At 61.3% G+C, this 21518-nt stretch carries 20 protein-coding genes; 5 read left to right on the plus strand and 15 right to left on the minus strand.

What is annotated here, in order from left to right; genetic code table 11:
- Position 1: 1 nt before the first annotated feature.
- The 4 genes from glcE to AB4N85_RS05375 form a co-directional block, all read right to left on the minus strand.
- Positions 2 to 1051 (minus strand): glycolate oxidase subunit GlcE, encoded by a 1050-nt coding sequence (gene glcE / locus AB4N85_RS05360; protein ID WP_252869183.1) that lies wholly within the window; start codon positions 1049 to 1051, stop codon positions 2 to 4.
- The gene (gene glcD / locus AB4N85_RS05365) at positions 1051 to 2550 is read right to left on the minus strand and encodes a glycolate oxidase subunit GlcD (RefSeq protein WP_252869184.1); all 1500 of its coding nucleotides are present in this window, start codon (positions 2548 to 2550) and stop codon (positions 1051 to 1053) included. Before glcD ends, glcE begins: the two co-directional genes overlap by 1 nt.
- Positions 2551 to 2713: 163 nt before the next feature.
- Positions 2714 to 3640 carry an alpha/beta fold hydrolase gene (locus AB4N85_RS05370; protein WP_252869185.1) on the minus strand — a complete coding sequence of 309 codons (927 nt, stop codon included), beginning with the start codon at positions 3638 to 3640 and terminating at the stop codon, positions 2714 to 2716.
- Between the two features lie 21 nt (positions 3641 to 3661).
- Positions 3662 to 5116: a flavin-containing monooxygenase gene (locus tag AB4N85_RS05375; protein ID WP_252869186.1), complete on the minus strand. Its 1455-nt coding sequence runs from the start codon at positions 5114 to 5116 to the stop codon at positions 3662 to 3664.
- Between the two features lie 188 nt (positions 5117 to 5304).
- On the opposite strand from AB4N85_RS05375, the gene AB4N85_RS05380 reads away from it, so the two are divergent.
- The 3 genes from AB4N85_RS05380 (at position 5305) to AB4N85_RS05390 (ending at position 8502) form a co-directional block, all read left to right on the plus strand.
- A complete protein-coding gene (locus AB4N85_RS05380; protein ID WP_252869187.1) occupies positions 5305 to 6378 on the plus strand; it encodes a diguanylate cyclase in 1074 nt (357 codons plus the stop codon).
- Between the two features lie 208 nt (positions 6379 to 6586).
- Positions 6587 to 7822, plus strand: coding sequence for a M20/M25/M40 family metallo-hydrolase (locus AB4N85_RS05385; protein ID WP_122750623.1), 1236 nt, complete (start codon positions 6587 to 6589; stop codon positions 7820 to 7822).
- Positions 7823 to 8223: 401 nt separating this feature from the next.
- Positions 8224 to 8502: a hypothetical protein gene (locus AB4N85_RS05390; protein ID WP_095179553.1), complete on the plus strand. Its 279-nt coding sequence runs from the start codon at positions 8224 to 8226 to the stop codon at positions 8500 to 8502.
- A gap of 129 nt (positions 8503 to 8631) precedes the next feature.
- Here AB4N85_RS05390 and AB4N85_RS05395 read toward each other — a convergent pair whose 3' ends face one another.
- The 8 genes from AB4N85_RS05395 to AB4N85_RS05430 all read right to left on the minus strand — a co-directional run bounded on the left by AB4N85_RS05395 (position 8632) and on the right by AB4N85_RS05430 (position 16844).
- Complete coding sequence (locus tag AB4N85_RS05395) at positions 8632 to 9501, minus strand: isocitrate lyase/PEP mutase family protein (protein WP_016774123.1); 870 nt, start codon at positions 9499 to 9501, stop codon at positions 8632 to 8634.
- Between the two features lie 154 nt (positions 9502 to 9655).
- Positions 9656 to 10690, minus strand: a complete 1035-nt coding sequence (astA, locus tag AB4N85_RS05400) for an arginine N-succinyltransferase (protein WP_041478621.1) — start codon at positions 10688 to 10690, stop codon at positions 9656 to 9658.
- Between the two features lie 49 nt (positions 10691 to 10739).
- Positions 10740 to 11756 (minus strand): arginine N-succinyltransferase, encoded by a 1017-nt coding sequence (locus AB4N85_RS05405; protein ID WP_252869188.1) that lies wholly within the window; start codon positions 11754 to 11756, stop codon positions 10740 to 10742.
- A gap of 118 nt (positions 11757 to 11874) precedes the next feature.
- Positions 11875 to 13224 carry an APC family permease gene (locus AB4N85_RS05410; RefSeq protein WP_110645849.1) on the minus strand — a complete coding sequence of 450 codons (1350 nt, stop codon included), beginning with the start codon at positions 13222 to 13224 and terminating at the stop codon, positions 11875 to 11877.
- 54 nt (positions 13225 to 13278) lie between these two features.
- Positions 13279 to 14031 carry an N-formylglutamate amidohydrolase gene (locus AB4N85_RS05415; protein ID WP_252869189.1) on the minus strand — a complete coding sequence of 251 codons (753 nt, stop codon included), beginning with the start codon at positions 14029 to 14031 and terminating at the stop codon, positions 13279 to 13281.
- Positions 14015 to 15346 (minus strand): type I glutamate--ammonia ligase, encoded by a 1332-nt coding sequence (locus AB4N85_RS05420; protein ID WP_252869190.1) that lies wholly within the window; start codon positions 15344 to 15346, stop codon positions 14015 to 14017. The genes AB4N85_RS05415 and AB4N85_RS05420 overlap by 17 nt, the downstream gene beginning before the upstream one ends.
- Complete coding sequence (locus AB4N85_RS05425) at positions 15343 to 15987, minus strand: cysteine hydrolase family protein (RefSeq protein WP_252869191.1); 645 nt, start codon at positions 15985 to 15987, stop codon at positions 15343 to 15345. Before AB4N85_RS05425 ends, AB4N85_RS05420 begins: the two co-directional genes overlap by 4 nt.
- A 2-nt stretch (positions 15988 to 15989) precedes the next feature.
- The gene (locus AB4N85_RS05430) at positions 15990 to 16844 is read right to left on the minus strand and encodes a MurR/RpiR family transcriptional regulator (protein WP_095179557.1); all 855 of its coding nucleotides are present in this window, start codon (positions 16842 to 16844) and stop codon (positions 15990 to 15992) included.
- 258 nt (positions 16845 to 17102) lie between these two features.
- Between AB4N85_RS05430 and AB4N85_RS05435 the strand changes: the two genes are divergently transcribed.
- Together AB4N85_RS05435 and cobF are read left to right on the plus strand one after the other, a co-directional pair.
- Positions 17103 to 17732: a histidine phosphatase family protein gene (locus AB4N85_RS05435; RefSeq protein ID WP_371857494.1), complete on the plus strand. Its 630-nt coding sequence runs from the start codon at positions 17103 to 17105 to the stop codon at positions 17730 to 17732.
- Positions 17732 to 18487, plus strand: a complete 756-nt coding sequence (gene cobF, locus AB4N85_RS05440; protein WP_252869192.1) for a precorrin-6A synthase (deacetylating) — start codon at positions 17732 to 17734, stop codon at positions 18485 to 18487. Before AB4N85_RS05435 ends, cobF begins: the two co-directional genes overlap by 1 nt.
- Positions 18488 to 18706: 219 nt before the next feature.
- Here the strand turns inward: cobF and AB4N85_RS05445 are convergent, their stop codons facing one another.
- The 3 genes from AB4N85_RS05445 to AB4N85_RS05455 are packed head-to-tail and all read right to left on the minus strand — an operon-like array spanning position 18707 to position 21288.
- A complete protein-coding gene (locus tag AB4N85_RS05445; RefSeq protein ID WP_252869193.1) occupies positions 18707 to 19888 on the minus strand; it encodes an acetyl-CoA C-acetyltransferase in 1182 nt (393 codons plus the stop codon).
- 11 nt (positions 19889 to 19899) lie between these two features.
- Entirely contained in the window at positions 19900 to 20565 is a 666-nt protein-coding gene (locus AB4N85_RS05450) for a CoA transferase subunit B (RefSeq protein ID WP_150742753.1), read from the minus strand.
- A 24-nt stretch (positions 20566 to 20589) separates the two neighbouring features.
- Complete coding sequence (locus AB4N85_RS05455) at positions 20590 to 21288, minus strand: CoA transferase subunit A (protein ID WP_016774135.1); 699 nt, start codon at positions 21286 to 21288, stop codon at positions 20590 to 20592.
- Positions 21289 to 21518: the final 230 nt, after the last annotated feature.

Genomic DNA, 21518 nt, shown 5'->3' on the forward strand with positions numbered 1-21518 from the left:
GCTAGACCTCCGCGTACATGCGTCCGGGGTTGAACAGCCCTTGCGGGTCGAGTTGCGCCTTGAGTTGCCGGTGGTAGCGCAGCAGGGTTGGCGCCAAGGGTTGAAACGGCGAATCCGTGGCGCCATGGGTAAAGCACGTTGCATGGCCGCCCAAGGAATGGGCGAGTGCGTGAATCTCAGAGCTTTCGGATTTCACCCAGCGTTGCGCGCCGGCCCAGTCGATCAGTTGCTCGCCGGGCAGCTCGAGCGGGCCGAGATTGTTCGGCAATGACAGGCGCCACAGCGGCAAACCTTCGTCGAAAAAACTCAGGCGCTGTTCGTTGAGGTCGCGCCAGAAAACCGAGTCCAGCGGCTCGCCGCCGAGGCGTTGATGCGCCGCCGTTACCGAACCTTCGCCGCCTTCCAGACGCAGATACAGGCTCTGGCCATCGTGACATGCCGCGCTGATCGGCAGCGGTTGCTGGCCCCATTCGGCAAGTTTGCTCAAGGCCCGAGCGCAGTCGATATCGAGGCGAATGCTCAGGCACTGGCGCGGTTTCGGCAGGACTTTCAGCGACACTTCGGTGAGCACGCCGAGGCAACCGAAACTGCCGGCCATCAGTCGCGAAAGGTCATAACCGGCGACGTTTTTCATCACTTCGCCACCGAAGCGCAGATGCTGACCGAGGCCGGTGATCACCCGCGTGCCGAGAACGAAGTCGCGTACCGAGCCGGACCACGGCCGGCGAGGTCCGGACAGTCCCGTGGCGACCATGCCGCCGACCGTGGCGCTGTCGGCGAAGGATGGCGGTTCGCAGGGCAACATTTGCCCGGCGTCATCCAGCGCCGCAAGCAGCGCGGACAATGGCGTGCCGGCACGTGCGGTGACCACCAGTTCGGTCGGATCGTATTGAACGATGCCGCGATGAGCACGGGTGTCGAGCACTTCGCCGGCCACCTCGCGACCGAGAAAGGCCTTGCTGTTGCCGCCCTGAATCTTCAGCGGCGTGGCATTGGCCCGCGCGGCGTTGACCTGATCGAGCAGGGCGTTGGCGGCGTCGAAATCAGCCATCAGAATCGCTCCAGCTCGGGGAAGGGCAGTTGCCCGGCGTGAATGTGCATCGCGCCGAATTCGGCGCAGCGGTGCAGGGTCGGAATGTTCTTGCCGGGATTGAGCAAGCCCTGCGGATCGAACGCGGCTTTCACTGCATGAAACAGCAGTAACTCGTCGCTGTTGAACTGCGCGCACATCTGATTGATTTTTTCGCGGCCGACGCCGTGCTCGCCAGTGATGCTGCCGCCGACCTTCACGCACAGTTCGAGGATCTTGCCGCCCAATGCCTCGGCGCGATGCAGCTCCCCCGGCTGGTTGGCGTCGAACAGAATCAGCGGGTGCATATTGCCGTCGCCGGCATGGAACACGTTGGCCACGCGCAAGCCATATTCCTCGCCGAGGCTAGCGATACCTTGCAGCACAGCGGGCAATTCGCGGCGCGGGATGGTGCCGTCCATGCAGTAATAATCCGGCGACAACCGGCCGATCGCCGGAAACGCGTTTTTGCGCCCGGCCCAGAAACGCACGCGTTCAGCCTCGTCCTGGGCCTGGCGCACTTCAGTGGCGCCGGCCGCTGTCATCACTTCCCGTACGCGCAGGCAATCGTCGTGCACGTCGGCTTCGACGCCGTCGAGTTCGCACAGCAGAATCGCCTCGGCGTCGACCGGGTAACCGGCGTGGATAAAATCTTCGGCGGCGCGAATGGCCAGGTTGTCCATCATTTCCAGGCCTCCGGGAATGATCCCGGCAGCGATGATTTCGGCAACCGCTCGGCCGGCCTTCTCGACTGAATCGAAACTGCCGAGCAGGACCTTGGCGACTTGCGGTTTGGGCAGCAGTTTCACCGTGACTTCGGTGATGATCCCCAGCAGGCCTTCGGAGCCGGTGAACAAGGCGAGCAGGTCAAAACCGGCTGAATCGAGCGCCTCGGAGCCCAGCGTCAGACGTTCGCCCTCGATGGTCAGTACTTCGATTTTCAACACGTTGTGCACGGTCAGGCCGTACTTGAGGCAATGCACGCCACCAGCGTTTTCCGCGACGTTGCCGCCGATCGAACAGGCGATCTGCGACGACGGATCCGGTGCGTAATACAAGCCAAATGGGGCCGCCGCCTGGGAGATAGCAAGATTGCGCACCCCCGGCTGAACCCGCGCGATACGTGCAGCGGGGTCGATGTGCAGAATGTTGTTGAATCGCGCCATCACCAGCAGCAGGCCCTTTTCCAGTGGCAGGGCGCCGCCGGACAACCCAGTGCCGGCACCCCGCGCGACCACGGGCACGTTGTTCTGATGGCAGAGTTTCAGCAGGGTTTGCACTTGCTCCAGGCGCCGGGGCAGGGCGACCAGCATCGGCGTGGTGCGGTAGGCGGAGAGACCGTCGCATTCGTAGGGTTTGAGTTCATCTTCGCGCCAGAGGATGTCCAGGTCCGGCAGGGCTTGTTGCAGGGCCTTGAGCAATTCGCCCTTGTTCACCTCGGGCAACGGACCGTCGAGGCGTTCGTCGTAAAGAATGTTCATGGGAACGCCAACCTTCTGTCTCCGCTGATCGTTCCCACGCTCTGCGTGGGAATGTAGCCCGTGACGCTCTGCGTCACTGGACGCAGAGCGTCCCCTGAGGCATTCCCACGCAGAGCATGGGAACGATCAGGTGCGCAACCTGGGGCATTGCGAGTATCCATCTTCATCGCTGTCGTTCCAGAAACTGCCCGTACAGCCGCGCGGTATTTCCCGGCTGTTCGACCATCGGCATGTGCCCGACGTGATCCCACACATCCACTTCGAGATTAGCGATGCCTTTGCTCCACACCGGCACGCTGCTGACGTCGATCAGGCGATCCTTGCGTCCCCAGAGCAACAGCGCCGGGCATTGGATCTCGGCCAGTTTCGGCTCCATCGGCGGGCTGGCGCGGAAGTCGCGGAAGATTTCTTCGAGCTCGTCACGTTGTTGCTCATAGCGCTGGGCGACGGCGTCCAGCACCAGTTTCGGTACCCACGGCGGCGACTCCATGGTCATCGCGTAGAAGCGCTGAAATTCTTCGCGGGAATTGATCAGAAACGGATTGTGCCCGCGCGCCAGATGGCGCTCCATGTCGCTCGGCTCCGGTGCGGTGACGCCGGCCGGGTCGATCAATGCCAGCGAGGCGATTCGCTCCGGATAGGTCGCTGCCAGCCACGCGGCAATGTAGCCGCCCATGGAGTTGCCAATGACGTGGACTTTCTCTACGCCGCAGACATCGAGCAGCTGAATCATGCGTTTGGCCTGAACCGCAATGTCGTAACCGCCGCCAGCCTTGAAGCCAGTCTCACCGTGGCCGGCCAGATCCGGAATGATCACCCGATACTGACGGACGAAGTGCCGGGCGCAGCGCAGCCAGAGGTTTTTATCGGCGCTGAAGCCGTGCAGCATCAGGATCGCGCTGGACGCCTCGTACGGCCCGCCTTGCCAGGTCGACACGGTCATCTCGGCGATCGGCACTTCGATCTTGTGCAGTTTGTACAACCTGGCCTCGCTGGCCATGGCCAGGTCGTACAGCCAATGGCCGACCGCCGGGTAACTCAACCAGCTCCAGGCCACGAAAACCGCGAGTGCGACAAACAGCAAAAGCATCGACGTCTTCCTTATACGTGTTCAGGACAAAATATGGTCGGCCGGTTTCAGCGCCCGGGTCAGCAGGTGATAGCTGAAACTGAAGCCGGGAAACATCGCGATCACATGACCGCTCTTGCTCTGGTACCAACTGTGGCAACCACCGGACTTCCACACCGTGCGCTGCATTTCCCGGTGGATCATTGCAGTGTAGGTACGTTCTGCGTCACGGCGCACTTCGATGCTGCTCAGGCCTTTGGCCCGTACGGTGCGGATGCAGTCGAGGATGTAGTTCATCTGCGATTCAATGATGAAAAGCGCCGAGGTGTGGCCAATGCCGGTGTTCGGCCCGGTGACGATAAACAGGTTGGGGAAATCCGGCAGGCTGGTGCCGAGGTACGCGCGCGGGTATTCGGCCCAGACATCTCTGAGTTGCACCGCGTTTTTGCCGCTGACCGGGTAAGAAATCACCCCGTCGGTGGCGTCGTAACCGGTCGACCAGACGATCAGATCAACATCGAGATGCTCACCGTCCACGGTGTTGATCCCGCTTTCGTCGATCGAAGCGATGCCGTGCACGCGACTGTGCAACGTGACGTTGGCGCGGCTCAGCGCCGGGTAGTACGTGCTGGACACCAAAACGCGTTTGCAGCCGATGGTGAAGTCCGGAGTGAGTTTTTGCCGCAGCAGCGGGTCCGGAACCTGGCGCTTGAGAAAACGCAGCGCATGTTGTTGAACCAGATGAATCGCCGGTCTCGAGTATTTGAAGGCGATCACCCGGGTTTCGAATTGCCAGTAGATCAGCCAGCGCAGCAGCTTGTACGCCGGCTTTAGACCGAGCAGCCAGCGCTGGAAACGGCCGAATTTGCGATCGGCACGCGGCAGCACCCAATGCGGCGTGCGCTGGAATACATGCAGGTGTTCGACTTGTGGCGCAATCGCCGGGATCACCTGCGCGGCGCTGGCACCACTGCCGACGATCGCCACGCGTTTACCGCGATAGTCGTAGCTGTGATCCCAATTGTTTGTGTGAAAAGTCTTGCCTTGAAAGCGATCCATCCCGGCAAAGTTGGGGATGACCGGCTGACTCAGCGGCCCGGAAGCATTGATCAGGAATTGGGTTCGGAAAGTACCTCTGGCGCGGGTGTGCACCAACCAACGCTTTTCCGCTTCGTCCCATTCGACCCGCTCGACATCGGCCCCCAGTTCCACGCGCTCGCGTAAACCGAACTGCTCGATCAGCTGTTCGGTGTAGCGACGCAGTTCCGCCTGTTCGGCGAACATCTGCGACCAGCGGTAGGGCGCGAATGACAGCGAGTACAGCGGCGACGGCACGTCCACCGCTGCGCCGGGGTAGGTGTTCTGGCACCAGGTGCCGCCGAAGAAGTCGCGTCGCTCGAGAATGCGAAAATCGTCGATTCCGGCCTTGAGCAGGTTGACCGCCGCGCACTGGCCGCCGAAACCGCTGCCGATGATCAACACAGCGTAGGTATGCATGTGCCCCCTTTTTATAGTTGTTTTTCCATTTCCCCTCTTTCATTTATAGCCAACTCTGGGCCGCGCGTGCGGCGCTGATAGCGCTCTATTCAGGCCGCTGGCCGGTGATGGCTATTTAGCGGCGCCCTGATAGACTCCGGACACATCCTTGTCGGGATGTAACCATGCATCGCGCGGTCGAGGCCCTTATGGGAAATACGCGAGGAAAGGGACTTTCACTGGCCAGGAGGCTGTACAGGTCGCGGGTGTTCGGGCTGCTGCTCGGGCTGATGTGTGTCAGCGTGGCGATGCATGCGCTCGATCCGCCGCTGTGGGTGTGGGGCCTGATGCTGTTCAACGGCCTGGTCTGGCCGCATCTGGCCTTTCAATGGGCGCGAAGCTCGAGCGTGCCGTTTCGCGCCGAACACCGCAATTTGCTGATCGATGCATTCATGGGCGGCTTCTGGGTCGCCGCCATGCAATTCAATCCCTTGCCCAGCGCGACCACGATTTCGATGATGGCAATGAACAACGTAGCCATCGGTGGCGGGCGGTTTTTGCTGGCGGGCACGGCGGTGCAGTTGCTCGGTATGGGCGTAGGGCTGGTGGTGTTTGCGCCGGCGTTCATCCCGCCAACAACGCCGCTGCAGCTGTACGCCTGTTTGCCGTTGCTGTTGCTGTATCCGCTGGCGCTAGGCTGGATCTGCTTTCGCCAGGCCTCGACCCTCGGTCGGCACAAGCGCGAGCTATTGGCGTTGAGTCGCACCGACAGCCTCACCGGCCTGCTCAATCACGGCGCGTGGAAGGATCAGCTGAACCTCGCGTTCCAGCGCTGCAAACGCCAGCAGCAGGGCGCGGCGATTGCGCTGATCGACATCGACCACTTCAAAGCGATCAATGACACCTATGGGCATGTCGCTGGCGATATCGTCCTGCGCCAGTTGAGCAAACTGCTCAAACAGAATCTTCGCGCCACGGATGTGGCCGGGCGCTATGGCGGGGACGAGTTCTGCGTGATTCTGCCGGAGCTGCCACTGTTCAACGCGGCTCAGGCGATGGAAGCCTTGCGCGAGCGTTTTGCGGTGATGGGCTACGAGCAGAACCCCGCGTTGAAGGTCAGTCTGAGCATTGGCCTGGCCGCGTACGACCCGAGCCATGCCGACGCCACGCGTTGGCTGGATGAGGCCGATCAGGCGTTGTACGAAGCCAAGGCCAGTGGGCGCAATCGGGTGATCTGCAACAGCGACAACAAGCCGAGGCAGGCGCTGCTGGATTCGGTCTGACGGGCGAGCTGATACCTGTGGGAGCGAGCCTGCTCGCGAAAGCGCTGGGTCAGGCGGTATCAATATCGTTTGCCACGACGCCTTCGCGAGCAGGCTCGCTCCCACCGGGGTATGTGTTGTCGGTTAGATCAGTGTCGCATCCGCTATAGAGCCTCGCGCCGATGTCGGTTACGGTTGAATCCCTCCGACACGAAACAAGGACTGCTTCATGACGTTCTCCTTTCCCCGCTCTCTGCTGGCCGCCAGCCTCGGTCTGTCCCTCGCATTCTCGGCCGCAAACGCCGCCGAACCGCACAAACAAGTGCTCGCCGATGCCGAGCAGTATCAGCCCGAAGCCCTGAAATTGTTGGAGCGACTGGTCAATATCGACTCCGGCTCAGGTTATGAGCCGGGCCTGAAACAGGTCAGCGACATTGCCATCGATGAACTGAAAAAACTCGGCGCCACCATCGAACTGGTGCCCAACACCCCGGAAAAATCCAACCATGTGCTGGCCACGCTCAAAGGCACGGGCAAAGCGAAAATCCTGCTGATGGCGCACATGGACACGGTGTTCAAGGAAGGCTCCGCCGCCGAGCGGCCTTTCCACATCAAGGACGGCCGCGCCTACGGGCCGGGTGTAATGGACGACAAGGGCGGCATCGTCGCCGGCATCTACGCATTGAAAGTGCTGAAGAACCTCGACTTCAAGGATTACGCGCAGATCACCTTCCTGCTGGATGCCAGCGAAGAAACCGGCTCGGACGTCGCCACCGACCTGATCAAGAAAACCGCCAAACAGCACGACGTCACCCTCAACCTCGAACCGGGGCGCCCGGCCGATGGCCTGGTGGTGTGGCGCAAGGGCAGTGCGACGGCGCTGGTCGAAGTCAAAGGCAAGGCCGCCCACGCCGGCGTCGCGCCAGAGTTGGGACGGAACGCGGCGATGGAAGCGGCGCATCAGATTCTGCAACTGGGCAAGCTCGGTGACGAGGCGAAGAAGACCACCATCAACTTCACCGTGCTCAAGGCCGGCGATCGCACCAACGTGATTCCTGATCAGGCCACGGCCAAGGCGGATGTGCGCGCGGCAGTGCCGGAGGAATTTGATCGCATCGAGAAGGATCTGGCGCGGGTCTCGCAGGACAAGTTGATTGCCGATACCGAAGTGAAAACGTCCTTGCAGCGCGGTTTGCCGCCGATGCCACAGACCGCTGAGTCGGATCGCCTGATGGCCATGGCCCAGGGAATTTACGGCGAGATTGGCCGCAAGCTGACTGAGGAGGGCAGTGGTGGCGCGGCGGATGCCAGTCTGTCCGCAGGCGTAGGGACACCGACGCTGGATGGCTTCGGCATTGTCGGCGGCAATATTCACACGCCTGAGGAATATGCCGAGGTGGCGAGCGTGGCGCCGCGGATTTATTTGTTGTCACGGATGATCATGGAGTTGGCCAAGCCGCGGTGATGGGGTTTGCGGTGTGACGAGGCCGGGCGGGGTGCCAGAGAAATCGGCCCCTCACCCTAACCCTCTCCCGGAGGGAGAGGGGACTGACCGCGTTGTTTGTGGTCCATGTGGCAACCGCCAGATCAAGTTGAATTCAAATTCGCATTCAACGCGATCTCTCACGTCGGCGTAGATCCAGAGCATCCCCCAATCAGTCCCCTCTCCCTCTGGGAGAGGGCTAGGGTGAGGGGCTTTTGTGGGAAAAGTGGCAGTCGAGGACGGCGCACAAAAAATACCGAAAAGTCCGACAGAAGCTCTCGTTGCGGCCGTCGGGCGCGGCTCTTATAGTCTCGGTTCGCAGATAACCCTGCGACGATCTTGGCCGGTCGAATACAGAACCTGACCTTTCTGGAGTGAACTCTATGACCGACCAAGTAATGCCGCGCTATCTCCCCATCGACACCTACGACGCCGAATCCCCGGTGCTCTTCATCAATACCCACACTGAACTCAGCGACATGGCCGCCTGTGCGATGCACCGGTTTTTGGTCGTGCGCGATCTGGCCGACACTTTCGCCAGCCTCAACCTCAAGGGCATCTCCGATTGTGATCTGACGCGGGTGACCAGCGCGGTTCATCTGCTGATGCGCGAGGGCTGCGCGATTCTGAATGTGATTCAGGCGCGGGCGGCGCAGCGGTAGGAGGGGTATAAGACGCCGGTTTAGCGGTGCCGCAATAGACGCTTTCGCGAGCAGGCTCGCTCCCACAGGGGACCGCATTTCAACTGTGGGAGCGAGCCTGCTCGCGAAGGGGCCGGTGCAGCGTGTGCATCACTCCTTGACGCTCATGTACTCCTTGGCCCAGAGAATGTATTCCTCCGGCTGGGTATAGGTGTGGGTCAACTCGGTCGCGCTCAAATCGGAGGCCTGGGTGAAGATCTGCCGCTGTTCGCGCAGGCTGTCGTAGGTTGCTTTGATCGCGGCGAAGTAGGCGCCATGGCCGTCGATGGTCACGCGCACGCCCAGTTCGGCCAGGCGTTTGTCGTCGCGCAGGGCCGGGTTGCCGTAGGTGACCAGCATCAGCGGCACGGTCAGATGCTCGGCGATCTGTTCCAGCTGATCGAAGTCCTGCACGCCGACCATGCAGATACCGTCAGCGCCCGCCGCCTGATATTGGCGGGTGCGGCTGATGATTTCCTGATTCGGCAGAATGCCGGCGTTGGTGCGGGCGATGATGGCCATCTCGGTGTCGACCCGGGCTTCCAGCGCCGCGCGGATCTTGCCGACGCCTTCGGCCACGGTGATCAGGTCGGTGGATTTGCGCCCGAATTGCGCGGGCAGCAGGGTGTCTTCGATGGTCAGTGCAGCGACGCCCGCGCGTTCCAGTTCGACGATGGTGCGCATGACGTTAAGAGCGTTGCCGTAGCCGTGGTCGGCGTCGGCGATCACTGGCAATTGGGCGACGCGGCCAATGCGCGTGGCCTGTTCGGCGAATTCGCTGAGGGTGATCAGGGCGAAGTCCGGCGCGCCAAGCACCTGCAGGGAGGCCACGGAACCGCCGAGGATACCCACTTCAAAACCCAGGTCAGCGGCGATGCGGGCGGACATCGGGTCGAACACCGAAGCCGTGTGATAGCAGGTGTCGGAGGCCAGCAGCTGACGGAAGTTACGGCGCAAATCTTGATGGGAAAGCCTGGTCATACGAGTTCCACCAATACATAAGGAATGGAAAGGCTTGAGCAAAGGTGTCAACGCCGAAGAATGAAAAGGCTATCACGCGAATGGGTCAAGAATCATGACGAATTTGCGCGGCAGGACTGGCGGCTGAAAGGTTTAATCTCCCGTGCCGGAAATATCAGGCCGCCACGGCATGTTGCTGTTGATGGGGCAGGAGCACTGCGCGCACTGAATTGCCCGGCTGCAGTTGCAGGCGTTTGGCAGTGAGACGATCGACAACCAGGCTGTTGCCCACCAGTCGACCGGGGGCCACGGTGATACGGCAGTTTTCCAGCCGGCGGTTGTGAATCAGCCATAGCGGCGCCTGCTCGTCCGGGGTGCCGAGGCTCAAGGTCAGTTCGAGGCTGTCGCGCACCGTGCGGATGCTGCGGATCGGCGCTTCGATGACCGGGCCACCGTCGAAAATGTCGATATAGCCTTTGTGCGTGAAGCCCTCGGCCTGAAGAATCTTCAACGCCGGCTGGGTGTTCGGGTGAGTCTGGCCTATTGCCGCCTGCGCCTGTTCGGTGAGCAGGCAGGTATACAGTGGCTGGCGCGGCATCAGTTCGGCGATAAAGGCTTTGTTGCCCAGGCCGGACAAGTGATCGGCGTGGGTGAAATCCATCTGGAAGAAGTGCCGGCCGAGGCTGTCCCAAAATGGCGAGCAACCGTTTTCATCGGCACTGCCTCGCAGTTCGGCTATCATCTTCTCGCCAAACAGATGCGGAAATTCGGCGACGAACAGCAGACGACCCAGCGACAACAGGCGGCCATTGCTGCCGTTGCGCTGGTCATGGCGCAGGAACAGCGAGCACAGCTCCGATTGCCCGGTCAGTTCGTTGTTGAGGAACAACGTTGGGATCTGCCGCTGAATGCCCAGGTCCGGTGCCGAACTGACGGTCACCCCGAGCCGGTAGTTGTACCAGGGCTCGCGCAGGCCAACGGCGCCGGCCATCGCGCTGACACCGACCACGCGCTGCTCATCATCCTCGAGGACAAACAGGTAATCGGCATCGGCGCGCTCCACCTGTTCGGCGAACGCCCGTTGTGCCCAACGCACCCGGTGCGCCAAGCGGTCCTCATTGGCGGGAAGGGTTGTGAAACCTGGCCCTGCCTGTTCAACGAGGGTCATCAAGGCAGGCAGGTCGCTGACTTTTACCGGACGGACAATCATGCTCCAACTCCTTTGGCGTACCGATTCAGGCGCGGATGGCTAACGCGGCTCACAGAGCGACCAGCCGTATCGAGCTGCCATCGCTGACCTTCAGCGCCGCGCAGATGGCGGGTGTCAGGGGCAGCGGTTGATCAGGGTGATAGTCGAGTTCGGTGACAATCGCGCGGTAGTCATGCAGGGCGTCGTTGCTGAGCAGGTAACGGCCACGGGCGTCGGTTGATACTTGTTGGCGGACAATGGCGGTCTGGCTGTCAGCGATCGAGCGAATGTTTGCGGTACGCGCATACAGGGTCGGGCCGGCGTCGAACAGGTCGATGTAGCTGTTGGTTTCGAAGCCTTCCCGCGCGAGGATGTCGAACGCTTCCTGGCCGTCCGGGTGCACGCGGCCGATGCAATCCTGCGCCGCTTGCGGCAGCATCGGCACGTAGATCGGGTATTGCGGCATCAGTTCGGCAAGGAACGTGCGGCTCTGCAAGCCGCACAGGCGCTCGGCTTCCGCGTACGGCAGGTCGAAAAAGTGCTTGCCCAGCGCATCCCAGAATGGCGAATGCCCCTGCTCGTCGCTGTAGCCGACGATCTCGGTGATCACCGCCTCGGAGAACCGCTGCGCATGCGCGGCGATGAACAGCAGGCGCGCCCGCGACAGCAGTTCAGAAAACGGCGTGCGCACCAACGCGGCGTCAATGTGGAAACCGCGCAGCAAGGTATGCCCGCTGAGGTCATGGCACAGCGACAACGCCGGTACGCCGTGCTCGATGTTCAATTCCCGCGAAGCACTGGTGAAATGGCGGTTGCGCAGGCTGTAGAACGGCTCCTTGAAGCCGGCTGTGGCGAGGATTTCCGAGCAGCCGACCAGTTGCTGGCGTTCGAGATCTTCCAGTACAAAGAAATAGTTTTCCGGCCCCTGGGCTGTGGCGGCGCTGTCGAAAGACGCGCACGACGCGGCGATTTTTTCGCGCAGGTGTTCGCTGTCATCCGGCAGCGAAGTCACGCCGATCAGGCTCTCGCGGGCCAGGCGCTGTAGCTGGGGCAGATCATTCTGCTCGACTGGGCGTAAGACCAGCATGGATGTACTCCTGTATCAAAAGGTTCGGCCCATTCGCCGAACCTGACTATCACTGTCGGTTTCCACGCGTTGAATCGGCGGTCGCCTGATTTGTTGTCAGACGCCGCTCTTTTTCTTGTCAGCCTTTGCTCGGATCGGGCAGCGCTGTGCTGGCGCCGAGCTTGTTGAGGAAGAACAGGTACACCAGGCCCAGGGCAATCCAGATCAGGCCGAGTTTCTGCGCATCGACGCCCATGTTGTACATGATGGCGGCGACGATGATGAAGCCGATCACCGGGCAGAGCAGATGGCGCACAAACTGCCCCGACTTCTGCCGACGCCAGTAGTGGTTGATCACCGTCAGGTGCAGCAGCATGAAACCGCTGAGGGCGCCGAAGTTGATCAGCGAGGTGAGAATGTCGACCGCGTCGATGAACAGGTAGCAGATCAGCAGCGACAACACCGCCACCAGATAAATGCTCAGGTACGGCGTGTTGTGTTTCGGGTGGACCTTGGCCAGCACCTTCGGCAGCTTGCCGTCGCGGGCCATGCCGAACAGCAGCCGCGACACGGCGGCCTGCGAGGTGATTGCCACGGCGACGCCCCAGGCCAGCGCCGTGGCGACGGCGGTCAGGGTCGCCAGCCAGCTGCCGGCGGCAATTTCAGCGATTTCATAGAACGCGGTGTCGGCGGATTTGAAGCCCATGCCCGCTGCCAGATCGGTGGCGATCCACGTTTGTACGACGAAAATCGTGCCCATCACCGCCAGGGTGATCAGCGCTGCCTTGCCGACGCTGCGGCCCGGATCTTCCTTGATTTCTTCGGCGAGGGTGGAGATCGCGTCGAAGCCGAGGAACGACAGCACGGCGATCGACACGGCTTGCATCAGCAGGGCGAAGTTGAAGGTTTCCGGGTGATACAGCGGCGCCAGTGTCAGCTCACCATTTCCGCCACCGTCGTGCAGGGCGTTCCAGGCGTGGAACAGGAAGATGCCCAGCACCACCAGTTGTGCCAGCAGGAACAGCATGTTCATCCGCGCGGTGAAGGTGATGCCGCGCAGGTTGACGAATGTTGCGCTGACCAGAAACGCCAGGATGAAGCCGACCTTGGGAATGTCCGGGTACAAATGGTTGAGCGCCATCGCCGAATACAGGTACAGCAGCGGCGGAATCAGCAGGTAATCGAGCAGCATCAGCCAGCCAGCGATGAAGCCGACGTGTTGATTAAGGCCGCGTTGCGCGTAGGAATATACGGAGCCGGCAACCGGAAAGGCCTTGGCCATGCTGCCGTAACTCAGGGCGGTGAACAGCATCGCCACCATGCCGATGATGTACGCCAGCGGCACCATCCCCGGTGCTTCGGCGTTGACGTAGCCATACACACCGAACGGGGCGATGGGGATCATGAAGATCATCCCGTACACCACCAGATCGGTCAGCGTCAGGCTACGTTTCAACTCTTGCTTGTAGCCGAATTCTTCAATTTCCATGAAGCGCAACTCCTTGTCAGCCATCGGTCGGTTTATGTTTTATCGGTCCATCGTTTACAGCAAAGGTGCGAGGTAACCTGCCCAGCGCGAAACCGCTTCGGGGCTGCGCAGCAGATCATTGCGCACCTCGATCAGCACCGCCTCAAGGCCCCTGGCATCACCGTGCACAGGCACGGTCATATCGCCCAGCGGGTCAATTTTGTACGGCTGGTTGCCCGCGACTTTCAGCGGGTGCGCTTGCAACCCGTCGAGCAGGCGCTGAGCATAGTCCTGGGCCTGGCCGAACAACACGCCGACTTCCAGTGGTCGCGGCTGGCCGTAATACACCGGGGTGAAACTGTGAATACCGACCACCCGCACCGGCAGACCTTTGGCAATGCGCTCGTCGATCAACATCTGCAAGCGCGCATGAAACGGTTTGAACAACGTCTGGCGCCGGTACTCGCGGGTCGCCTCATCCAGCTCGCGATTGCCGGGTATCGGGTAGATCTCGCTCTGCAGCGGGATGCTGTCCAGGGCATGGCGCGGGCGGTTGAGGTCGATCAGCAGCCGTGAATAATTGGCGCTGAGCAACGTGGCGCCGAGTTGTTCCGACAACTGTTCAGCCAGTTGCAGCGCGCCGATGTCCCAAGCGATATGTTCGCGTGCGGCCGCCTCGTCCAGGCCCAGATTGTTCAGGGCGTCGGGGATGTAGCGACTGGCGTGTTCGCACACGAGGATCAACGGATTCGTCGAGTCCTCGCGGCTCAGGTTGTAGACCGGGCGGGTATACAACCCCAGCTCAGCGGATTCAGTACAGGCGTGCATAGTGCTCACACAAGTCAGCGGGCGAGAGCTGTTCCGTCAGCGCCAGTTCCTCGGTTTTCAGGGCGTAATACGTGTCGAGCAACGGCTTGGGCAGCCATTCATTGAAGGCTGCACTGTCACGCAGGCAATCCAGCGCCTGAGCCAGCGAGGCGGGCAGGGCGACGATGCCCCGGGCCTTGCGTTGCTCGTCGTTGAGTGAATCGGGAATTTCATCGGTGATCGCGTTCAGCGCCAGACGTTGTTCGATGCCCAGCCGCCCGGCAATCAGCAGCGCGGCCATGGCCAGATGCGGCGAGGCGGTGGCGTCCATGGCGCGGAATTCCAGGTTGAACTGCTGCGCAGCGGATTTACCCCCCAGGGTCACGGTCGGGCAGATGCGCAGCGCCGCTTCACGGTTCTGCTGCCCCAGACACGCATACGACGCGCTCCAGTGGTGCGGCTGCAAACGCTGGTAGGACAGCGGCGTCGGCGCGGTGAACGCGCACAGCGCCGGTAGAAAATGCAGGACTCCGGCAGCCCAATGCTGGCCGATGCTCGACAGGCCGTTGCTGGTGCCGGCGTCGTACAACATCGGCTGGCCGGCCAGGTCGAGCAGGCTGACGTGCAGGTGCACACCGTTGCACACCGCCTCGGCGGCAGTCTTCGGCGCAAAACTCAGGTCGAGGCCCATTTGCCGGGCGATTTCCCGGGTGATTTCGCGCACGTTGACCGCACGATCCGCCGCCGCTACGCCAAGAGTCGGGCGGCAGGTGATTTCGTATTGGTGCTTGCCGTATTCCGGCAGAAACATTTCCGGCTCGACCCCGCCGGCGCGCAGGGCACTGAGCAGCCAGCCGCCGAATTCGGCGCCCTGGCGCTGCGCTTCGAGAGAGAACGCCGCGTGTTCGGCAATGCCTGCGTGCAGGTTGAATTCATGTTCGAAGGCGGCGTTGACCTGCAGCCCCAACTCATCGTGATAGCGCTCGATTTCATCGCGCAGCAATGTGCGTGGGCAGGCGCCCCACGCCTGACCGTCAGTCTCGCGAATATCGGAATGGATGAAATCCAGCACCGGCGCATTGGCGTCCGGGCCGCTGCCGACAGTGACGCGGCTGCTCAGATCCGGAATCAGCCGCAGGTCGCCGTACGCGCCCCACGGACTGCTCGAAGCGATGATGTCCTGCGGCGTCAACGCGCTGTTGGCGGGGACCCAGCCGCAACCCGCCGCCTGGTAATGCTCCAGCTCATCGCTAGGAAACGAGCGGCCCCGGGTGATGCCGATCAGGTCGGTGGTGACCAGTGTGGTCATCGGCAACGGGGTCAGGCGCGGGCTCATGGCTGCATCTCCCGCAGACGACCGAGCACGGTGTCGGTGTCGGTGATCCAGCAGTAACCCTTGATCGCGTTGAGGCAGGCGTGATGGCGTTCGGCGCTGTAAGTGGCGCAGGCGTCTTCTACCAGCGTCACCAGATAACCACGGTCGGCGGCGTCGCGCACGGCCATGTCCACACATTGGTCGGTGACGATGCCGGCGATGATCAGATGCCGGGTTTGCAGATTGCGCAGCACGTAATCGATGTTGGTCGAGTTGAACACCCCGGAGGAGGTCTTCGGCAGCACGATTTCGTTTTCGGTCGGGGTCAGTTCAGCGATGACCTGAGCCTGCACGCTGCCCTTGGGCAAGTGCATGTCAGACAGTTTGTGATCCAGCGAGCGGTCGCGACCGTCGGCGGTCAGGCTTTCGATAATCGTGTGCAGTACGTTCTGCTGCGCCTGGCGAAAGGCGCCGAGCAGGCGCTGTTGGTTGGGTACCACCTGGCTGCGCGTGCGCTGGAGAAAATACTCGGCATCCGCGCCGCTCAGGTGTGGGTCGAATTGCGGTTCGAGCCAGGCGCGCTGCATGTCCACCAGCAACAAAGCGGTGTGGTCGGTCGCAAACGGCAGGTCCCGTGGCGAGCGGTGGGGAAGGCTGAACATCCTTATTTGTCCTCCAGCAGGTGAGTCGCAAAATCGTTGCGCAGGGCATCGATGCCTTCCAGGCGATCGGCCGGGTCCGGCACGCGCAAGGTCAGGCAGGCAATCAACGCCTCGACCTGCGCCAGCGCCGGCACCATGGTGTCGAACGGCGACGCCGATTCCACCGGCGCGCTGATGATCAGGTCGGCCAATTCGCGCAGCGGCGAGGCGTAGACATCGGTGAACAACACCACTCGCGCGTTGTTGTTCTTCGCCGCCTGCGCAACGCGCAAAGCCTGGGTCTGGTAGCGCCGGTAGTCGAACACCAGCACCACGTCCTGACGTTGCAGGTCGAACAAGCGGTCAGGCAGCAGCGCGTTATCTTCCAGGGCGAAACAGCCGGGACGCAGCAGACGCAAATGGTTGAGCAGGTAATTGGCCAGCAGAATGCTGAAGCGGCCACCGAAACAGTAGACCTGATGGCGGCTGTCGAGCAGCCATTCCACGAGGATGCGCACGTCTTCAGGCTGGGTCAGGGCTTGGGTGTCGACCAGTAAACGCTGGCTGTCGGCCAGGTAATGCGCCCAGGCATCGTCCTTGTTCTGCTGCGAGCGCGGCTGCAACAGTGTGCGCGGTGAACGCAGGCGATGGTCCATGTCGCTGAGCAGGGCTTCCTGGAATTCGGCATAACCGCCGAAACCGAGCTTTTTCACCAGACGCACGATGGTCGGATCGCTGACACCGGCATGTTCGGCCAGTCGCGCCATAGGCCCGAGACCGTTGCGCGGATACTGATCAAGCAGGGCGCGAACGACTTTGCGCTCCGACGGCGTCAGGTCCAGGCCGGGATCGGTGATCAGGTCTCTGAGAGGGGGCATCCGGGCTCCTGCTGGATGGGGTGTCGAATTTGTTTCACATTCCGTTAAACGAGTATTTATGTAATGGGTGCTACATGTCTAGCTAATTTTTGTACAGGTTTTCTGAGCACCAAAAGTGTGCAAGGTGCCCGTGTAATAAGGGCTACGTCGAAGTAACGCGCTGTTGTAGTCCTTTGCCAATTGTTGTGTCAGACATTGCCTATCCCAAGCTCAGCGACGGGCCGGTGACAGCCCTGAACGCCGAGGTTTTACGGCACAATGCGACGCGTATCGGCTGTGTGCCATTGTTTGTTTTATCTTTCGACCGAGAACCTGCTTGTGCCAAGTAGCCGTTTGACACTGATTTGCCATGCGCGAACCATCGCACAGAAACTGGCGCGTTTTCCTACGAACGAGCCTGTTGAAGAGTTGCATTTAGCTTCTGACGCGTGGAGGGCGCGATTCGCCCCGCCACGGCGACTGATTTGCGCGCCTGAGCTGCGTACCCGGCAAACGGCAGCGTGGTTTGGCGTCGATGCGCAGATTGATCAAGCCCTGCGCGATTGCGATTGGGGACGCTGGCACGGCCAATCGATCAAGGATCTGCAAGCCAATGAAAACCAGGCTGTGCAAGCCTGGCTAGCCGATCCTGAAGCCGCACCCCATGGCGGCGAATCGGTCAGGCAACTGACGCAGCGGGTCTCAATGTGGCTGGACTCCATCGCCGAAACCCCTGGACATGTAGTGGCAGTCACCCATCCGTTCGTCATGCGCGCGGCGCTGATGCAGGTGCTGCAAGGCGCGGCGTTCAATGCAATCGACATCGAGCCACTGGCGATGATCGACTTGCGCTTCAATGGCATCTGGCGGCTACGCTTGCCGGGCATGGCCCTTGACGAGGAATTCTGATGAAACAGCTGCTGGTCATCGGCATTGGCGCCGGCAATCCGGACTACATCACGATGCAGGCGGTGAAAGCGCTGAATCGGGTCGATGTGTTCTTTTTGCTGGATAAAGGCCAGAGCAAGCAGACGCTGATCGATCTGCGCCGCGAGATCTGCGAGCGCTACATCACTGACCACGCTTATCGCTTTGTCGAAGCCAGCAGTCCGGAGCGCGAGCGCGGCGATGTCGACTACAGGGCGAGCGTCGATGCACTGAACCTCGCCAAGCAGCAGACCTTCGAACGGCTGATCAATGAAGAATTGTCCGACGGCCAGTGCGGCGGATTCCTGATCTGGGGCGATCCGGCGTTATACGACAGCACATTGCGGATTCTTCAGGCGATTCAGGCATCAGGCCGCTGTGAATTCGACTATGAAGTCATCCCCGGGATTACCAGTGTTCAAGCCTTGGCTGCGCAGCACAAAATACCTTTGAACACGATTGGTCGCTCAGTAGAAATCACCACAGGCCGGCGATTGGCGGCGGGGCAGGTGAGTGAAGCGGACAGTCTGGTGGTAATGCTCGATGCCGAGGATTCGTACCAGCGGGTGGCGGATCGGCAGACCGAGATTTTCTGGGGCGCTTACCTGGGCACGCCGGACGAGATACTGCTCAGCGGCCGGCTGGCGGAAGTGGCCGATGAGATCGAACGGGTGCGCAAGGCGGCGCGAGCGGAGCATGGCTGGATCATGGATACCTATCTGTTGCGCAAGCCTTGAGTGGTTGGCGCCTGAACAAGCGCTTTCGCGAGCAGGCTCGCTCCCACAGGGAAATGCGTTGCAGAATGTGGGAGCGAGCCTGCTCGCGAAGGGGCCAGAACATTCACCACCGATTGTAGACAGGCAAAAAGAAACCCGGTGCAACGCAAATCGCACCGGGTTTTTTGTTGCCAGCCAACAGCGGATGTCGTGGATCCGCCGTCAACCTTGAACTCCGTATCAGCCGCGTTCCAGCGCCAAAGCCACGCCCTGACCGCCGCCGATGCACAAGGTCGCCAGACCTTTTTTCGCATCGCGCTTGAGCATTTCGTGCAGCAATGTCACCAGCACGCGGCAACCTGATGCGCCGATCGGGTGGCCGAGGGCGATGGCGCCGCCGTTGACGTTGACCTTGTCCAGATCCCATTGCAGGTCTTTGGCCACGGCCAGCGATTGCGCAGCGAACGCTTCGTTGGCTTCAATCAGGTCGAGCTGGTCGATGTTCCAGCCGGCCTTGTCCAGGCAGCGGCGGGTCGCCGATACCGGGCCGATGCCCATGATCGCCGGGTCGACGCCAGCGTTGGCGTAGGCGGCAATCCTGGCCAGAACCGGCAGGCCCAGCGACTTGGCTTTCTCGGCACTCATCAGAATCACGGCGGCGGCACCGTCGTTCAGCGACGAGGCGTTGCCTGCGGTGACGCTGCCGTCCTTTTTGAACGCCGGACGCAGTTTCGCCAGAGATTGTGCGGTGGTATCGCCGCGTGGCTGCTCGTCGACCTTGAACGCGACCGGATCGCCTTTGCGCTGCGGGATCAGGATCGGCGTGATTTCATCAACGAAGCGCCCGGCCTCGATCGCAGCGGCAGCTTTCTGCTGGGAAGCGGCAGCGAAGGCGTCCTGCTGTTCGCGGCTGATCTGGTATTTGTCGACCAGATTCTCGGCAGTGATGCCCATGTGGTAATCGTTGAACGCATCCCACAGGCCATCGCTGATCATGGTGTCGACGATTTGCGCGTGGCCCATGCGCAGACCGGTGCGCGCACCCGGCATGATGTAGTTGGACAGGCTCATGTTTTCCTGACCGCCGGCGATGATCACCTCGGCGTCGCCGCAACGGATCGCTTGCGCGCCCAGGTGCAGAGCCTTGAGGCCGGAACCGCAAACCTTGTTCAGGGTCATGGCCGGTACGGCGTGGGGCAGGCCAGCCTTGATTGCGGCTTGACGTGCCGGGTTCTGGCCAGCGCCAGCGGTGAGCACCTGGCCCATGATCACTTCATCGACCTGCGCACCGTCGAGGCCGGTCTGCTCGAGCAACTGGCGGATCACCGCCGCGCCCAGGTCTACTGCGGATACATTGGCCAGGGAGCCCTGAAAACTGCCGATCGCAGTACGCGTGGCGGCAACAATGACGACGTCTTGCATTTTCGAATTCCTCACTGGGCAGCGAACTGCATTTCCGGTACGTGATCCGGGACGATCAGTTTACCAGCGGTTTTGGCGACGATTTCCTCAACACTGACGCCAGGTGCGCGTTCCTTGAGGACAAAAGCGCCATTTTCGATTTCCAGATACGCGAGGTCGGTCAGCACGCGCTTGATGCAGCCGGCACCGGTCAGCGGCAGGCTGCATTTGGCCAGCAGCTTGGACTCACCATCCTTCGAGGCGTGGGTCATGATGACAATGATGTTGTCGGCGCCGGCCACCAGATCCATCGCGCCGCCCATGCCCTTGACCAGTTTGCCGGGGATCATCCACGAAGCGATGTTGCCTTCCACATCCACTTCGAAAGCGCCGAGCACGGTCAGGTCGACATGGCCGCCGCGGATCATCGCGAAGGATTCGGCGGAATTGAAGATCGACGCGCCGATCCTTGCAGTCACCGTTTGTTTGCCGGCGTTGATCATGTCGGCATCGATGGTTTCTTCGGTCGGGAACGGACCCATGCCGAGCAGACCGTTTTCCGATTGCAGCATGACTTCCATGCCATCGGGGATGTAGTTGGCGACCAGGGTCGGAATGCCGATGCCGAGGTTGACGTAGTAGCCGTCCTGCATTTCGCGGGCGACGCGCTGAGCCATTTGTTCGCGGGTAAGTGCCATGTTGTTGTTCTCCGTAGGCCTGAATTATTTGCGGATGGTGCGCTGTTCGATGCGTTTTTCGAACGTGCCGCAAATGACTCGATCGACGTAGATGCCCGGGGTGTGGATCTGCGTCGGGTCGAGTTCGCCGGGCTCGACGATTTCTTCGACTTCGACCACGGTGATCTTGCCGGCGGTAGCGGCCAGCGGGTTGAAATTCTGCGCGGTGTGACGGTAAACGACGTTACCGAAGTGGTCGGCCTTCCAGCCTTTGACGATGGCGAAATCGCCGGTGATGGATTCTTCCATCAGGTATTTGCGCCCCTTGAACTCGCGCACTTCCTTGCCTTCAGCAACCGGGGTGCCAACGCCAGTGGCGGTGAAGAACGCCGGAATGCCGGCGCCGCCTGCGCGCATCTTCTCGGCGAGGGTGCCTTGCGGGGTAAGGATGACTTCGATCTCGCCCTTGAGCAGTTGCTCTTCAAACAGTTTGTTCTCGCCGACGTAGGAGGCGATGACTTTGCTGATCTGGCGGTCGGTGAGCAGCACGCCAAGGCCGAAACCATCAACGCCGCAGTTGTTGGAAACCACGGTGAGGTCACGGGTGCCCTTGCGCTTGATCTCGGCGATCAGGTTTTCCGGAATGCCGCACAGACCAAAGCCGCCGGCGATGACTGTCATGCCGTCTTCCAGCCCGGCCATCGCTTCCTCGTAGGAATACACACGCTTGTCGAAACCTGCCATAGGCACCTCTTTTATTATTTGCGGGCGGCTGGCTAGCCGAATGACTGGAGTGTCTCTCTGCTGGATATATTTGTTAAGTTGATTTTTAAGGTGGATTGATTGATAAATCTCACCAATACGCGTTCGGCGATGATCGTTCCCACGCTCCGCGTGGGAATGCCTCCAGGGACGCTCCGCGTCCAGTAACGCGGAGCGTCACGGGCTGCATTCCCACGCAGGAGCGTGGGAAC

It is taken from the genome of Pseudomonas sp. H1_G08, assembly GCF_054681355.1.

Coding starts and splice junctions, on each gene's coding strand:
- AB4N85_RS05415 (WP_252869189.1), bottom strand. CDS start 14,031: ATGCACGCCTGTACTGAATCCGCTGAGCTGGGGTTGTATACCCGCCCG.
- AB4N85_RS05450 (WP_150742753.1), bottom strand. CDS start 20,565: ATGGCACTTACCCGCGAACAAATGGCTCAGCGCGTCGCCCGCGAAATG.
- AB4N85_RS05410 (WP_110645849.1), bottom strand. CDS start 13,224: ATGGAAATTGAAGAATTCGGCTACAAGCAAGAGTTGAAACGTAGCCTG.
- AB4N85_RS05395 (WP_016774123.1), bottom strand. CDS start 9,501: ATGACCAGGCTTTCCCATCAAGATTTGCGCCGTAACTTCCGTCAGCTG.
- cobF (WP_252869192.1), top strand. CDS start 17,732: ATGAAACAGCTGCTGGTCATCGGCATTGGCGCCGGCAATCCGGACTAC.
- AB4N85_RS05380 (WP_252869187.1), top strand. CDS start 5,305: ATGGGAAATACGCGAGGAAAGGGACTTTCACTGGCCAGGAGGCTGTAC.
- AB4N85_RS05430 (WP_095179557.1), bottom strand. CDS start 16,844: ATGCCCCCTCTCAGAGACCTGATCACCGATCCCGGCCTGGACCTGACG.
- astA (WP_041478621.1), bottom strand. CDS start 10,690: ATGATTGTCCGTCCGGTAAAAGTCAGCGACCTGCCTGCCTTGATGACC.
- AB4N85_RS05435 (WP_371857494.1), top strand. CDS start 17,103: ATGCGACGCGTATCGGCTGTGTGCCATTGTTTGTTTTATCTTTCGACC.
- glcD (WP_252869184.1), bottom strand. CDS start 2,550: ATGAACATTCTTTACGACGAACGCCTCGACGGTCCGTTGCCCGAGGTG.
- glcE (WP_252869183.1), bottom strand. CDS start 1,051: ATGGCTGATTTCGACGCCGCCAACGCCCTGCTCGATCAGGTCAACGCC.
- AB4N85_RS05425 (WP_252869191.1), bottom strand. CDS start 15,987: ATGTTCAGCCTTCCCCACCGCTCGCCACGGGACCTGCCGTTTGCGACC.
- AB4N85_RS05375 (WP_252869186.1), bottom strand. CDS start 5,116: ATGCATACCTACGCTGTGTTGATCATCGGCAGCGGTTTCGGCGGCCAG.
- AB4N85_RS05390 (WP_095179553.1), top strand. CDS start 8,224: ATGACCGACCAAGTAATGCCGCGCTATCTCCCCATCGACACCTACGAC.
- AB4N85_RS05420 (WP_252869190.1), bottom strand. CDS start 15,346: ATGAGCCCGCGCCTGACCCCGTTGCCGATGACCACACTGGTCACCACC.
- AB4N85_RS05455 (WP_016774135.1), bottom strand. CDS start 21,288: ATGGCAGGTTTCGACAAGCGTGTGTATTCCTACGAGGAAGCGATGGCC.
- AB4N85_RS05405 (WP_252869188.1), bottom strand. CDS start 11,756: ATGCTGGTCTTACGCCCAGTCGAGCAGAATGATCTGCCCCAGCTACAG.
- AB4N85_RS05370 (WP_252869185.1), bottom strand. CDS start 3,640: ATGCTTTTGCTGTTTGTCGCACTCGCGGTTTTCGTGGCCTGGAGCTGG.
- AB4N85_RS05445 (WP_252869193.1), bottom strand. CDS start 19,888: ATGCAAGACGTCGTCATTGTTGCCGCCACGCGTACTGCGATCGGCAGT.
- AB4N85_RS05385 (WP_122750623.1), top strand. CDS start 6,587: ATGACGTTCTCCTTTCCCCGCTCTCTGCTGGCCGCCAGCCTCGGTCTG.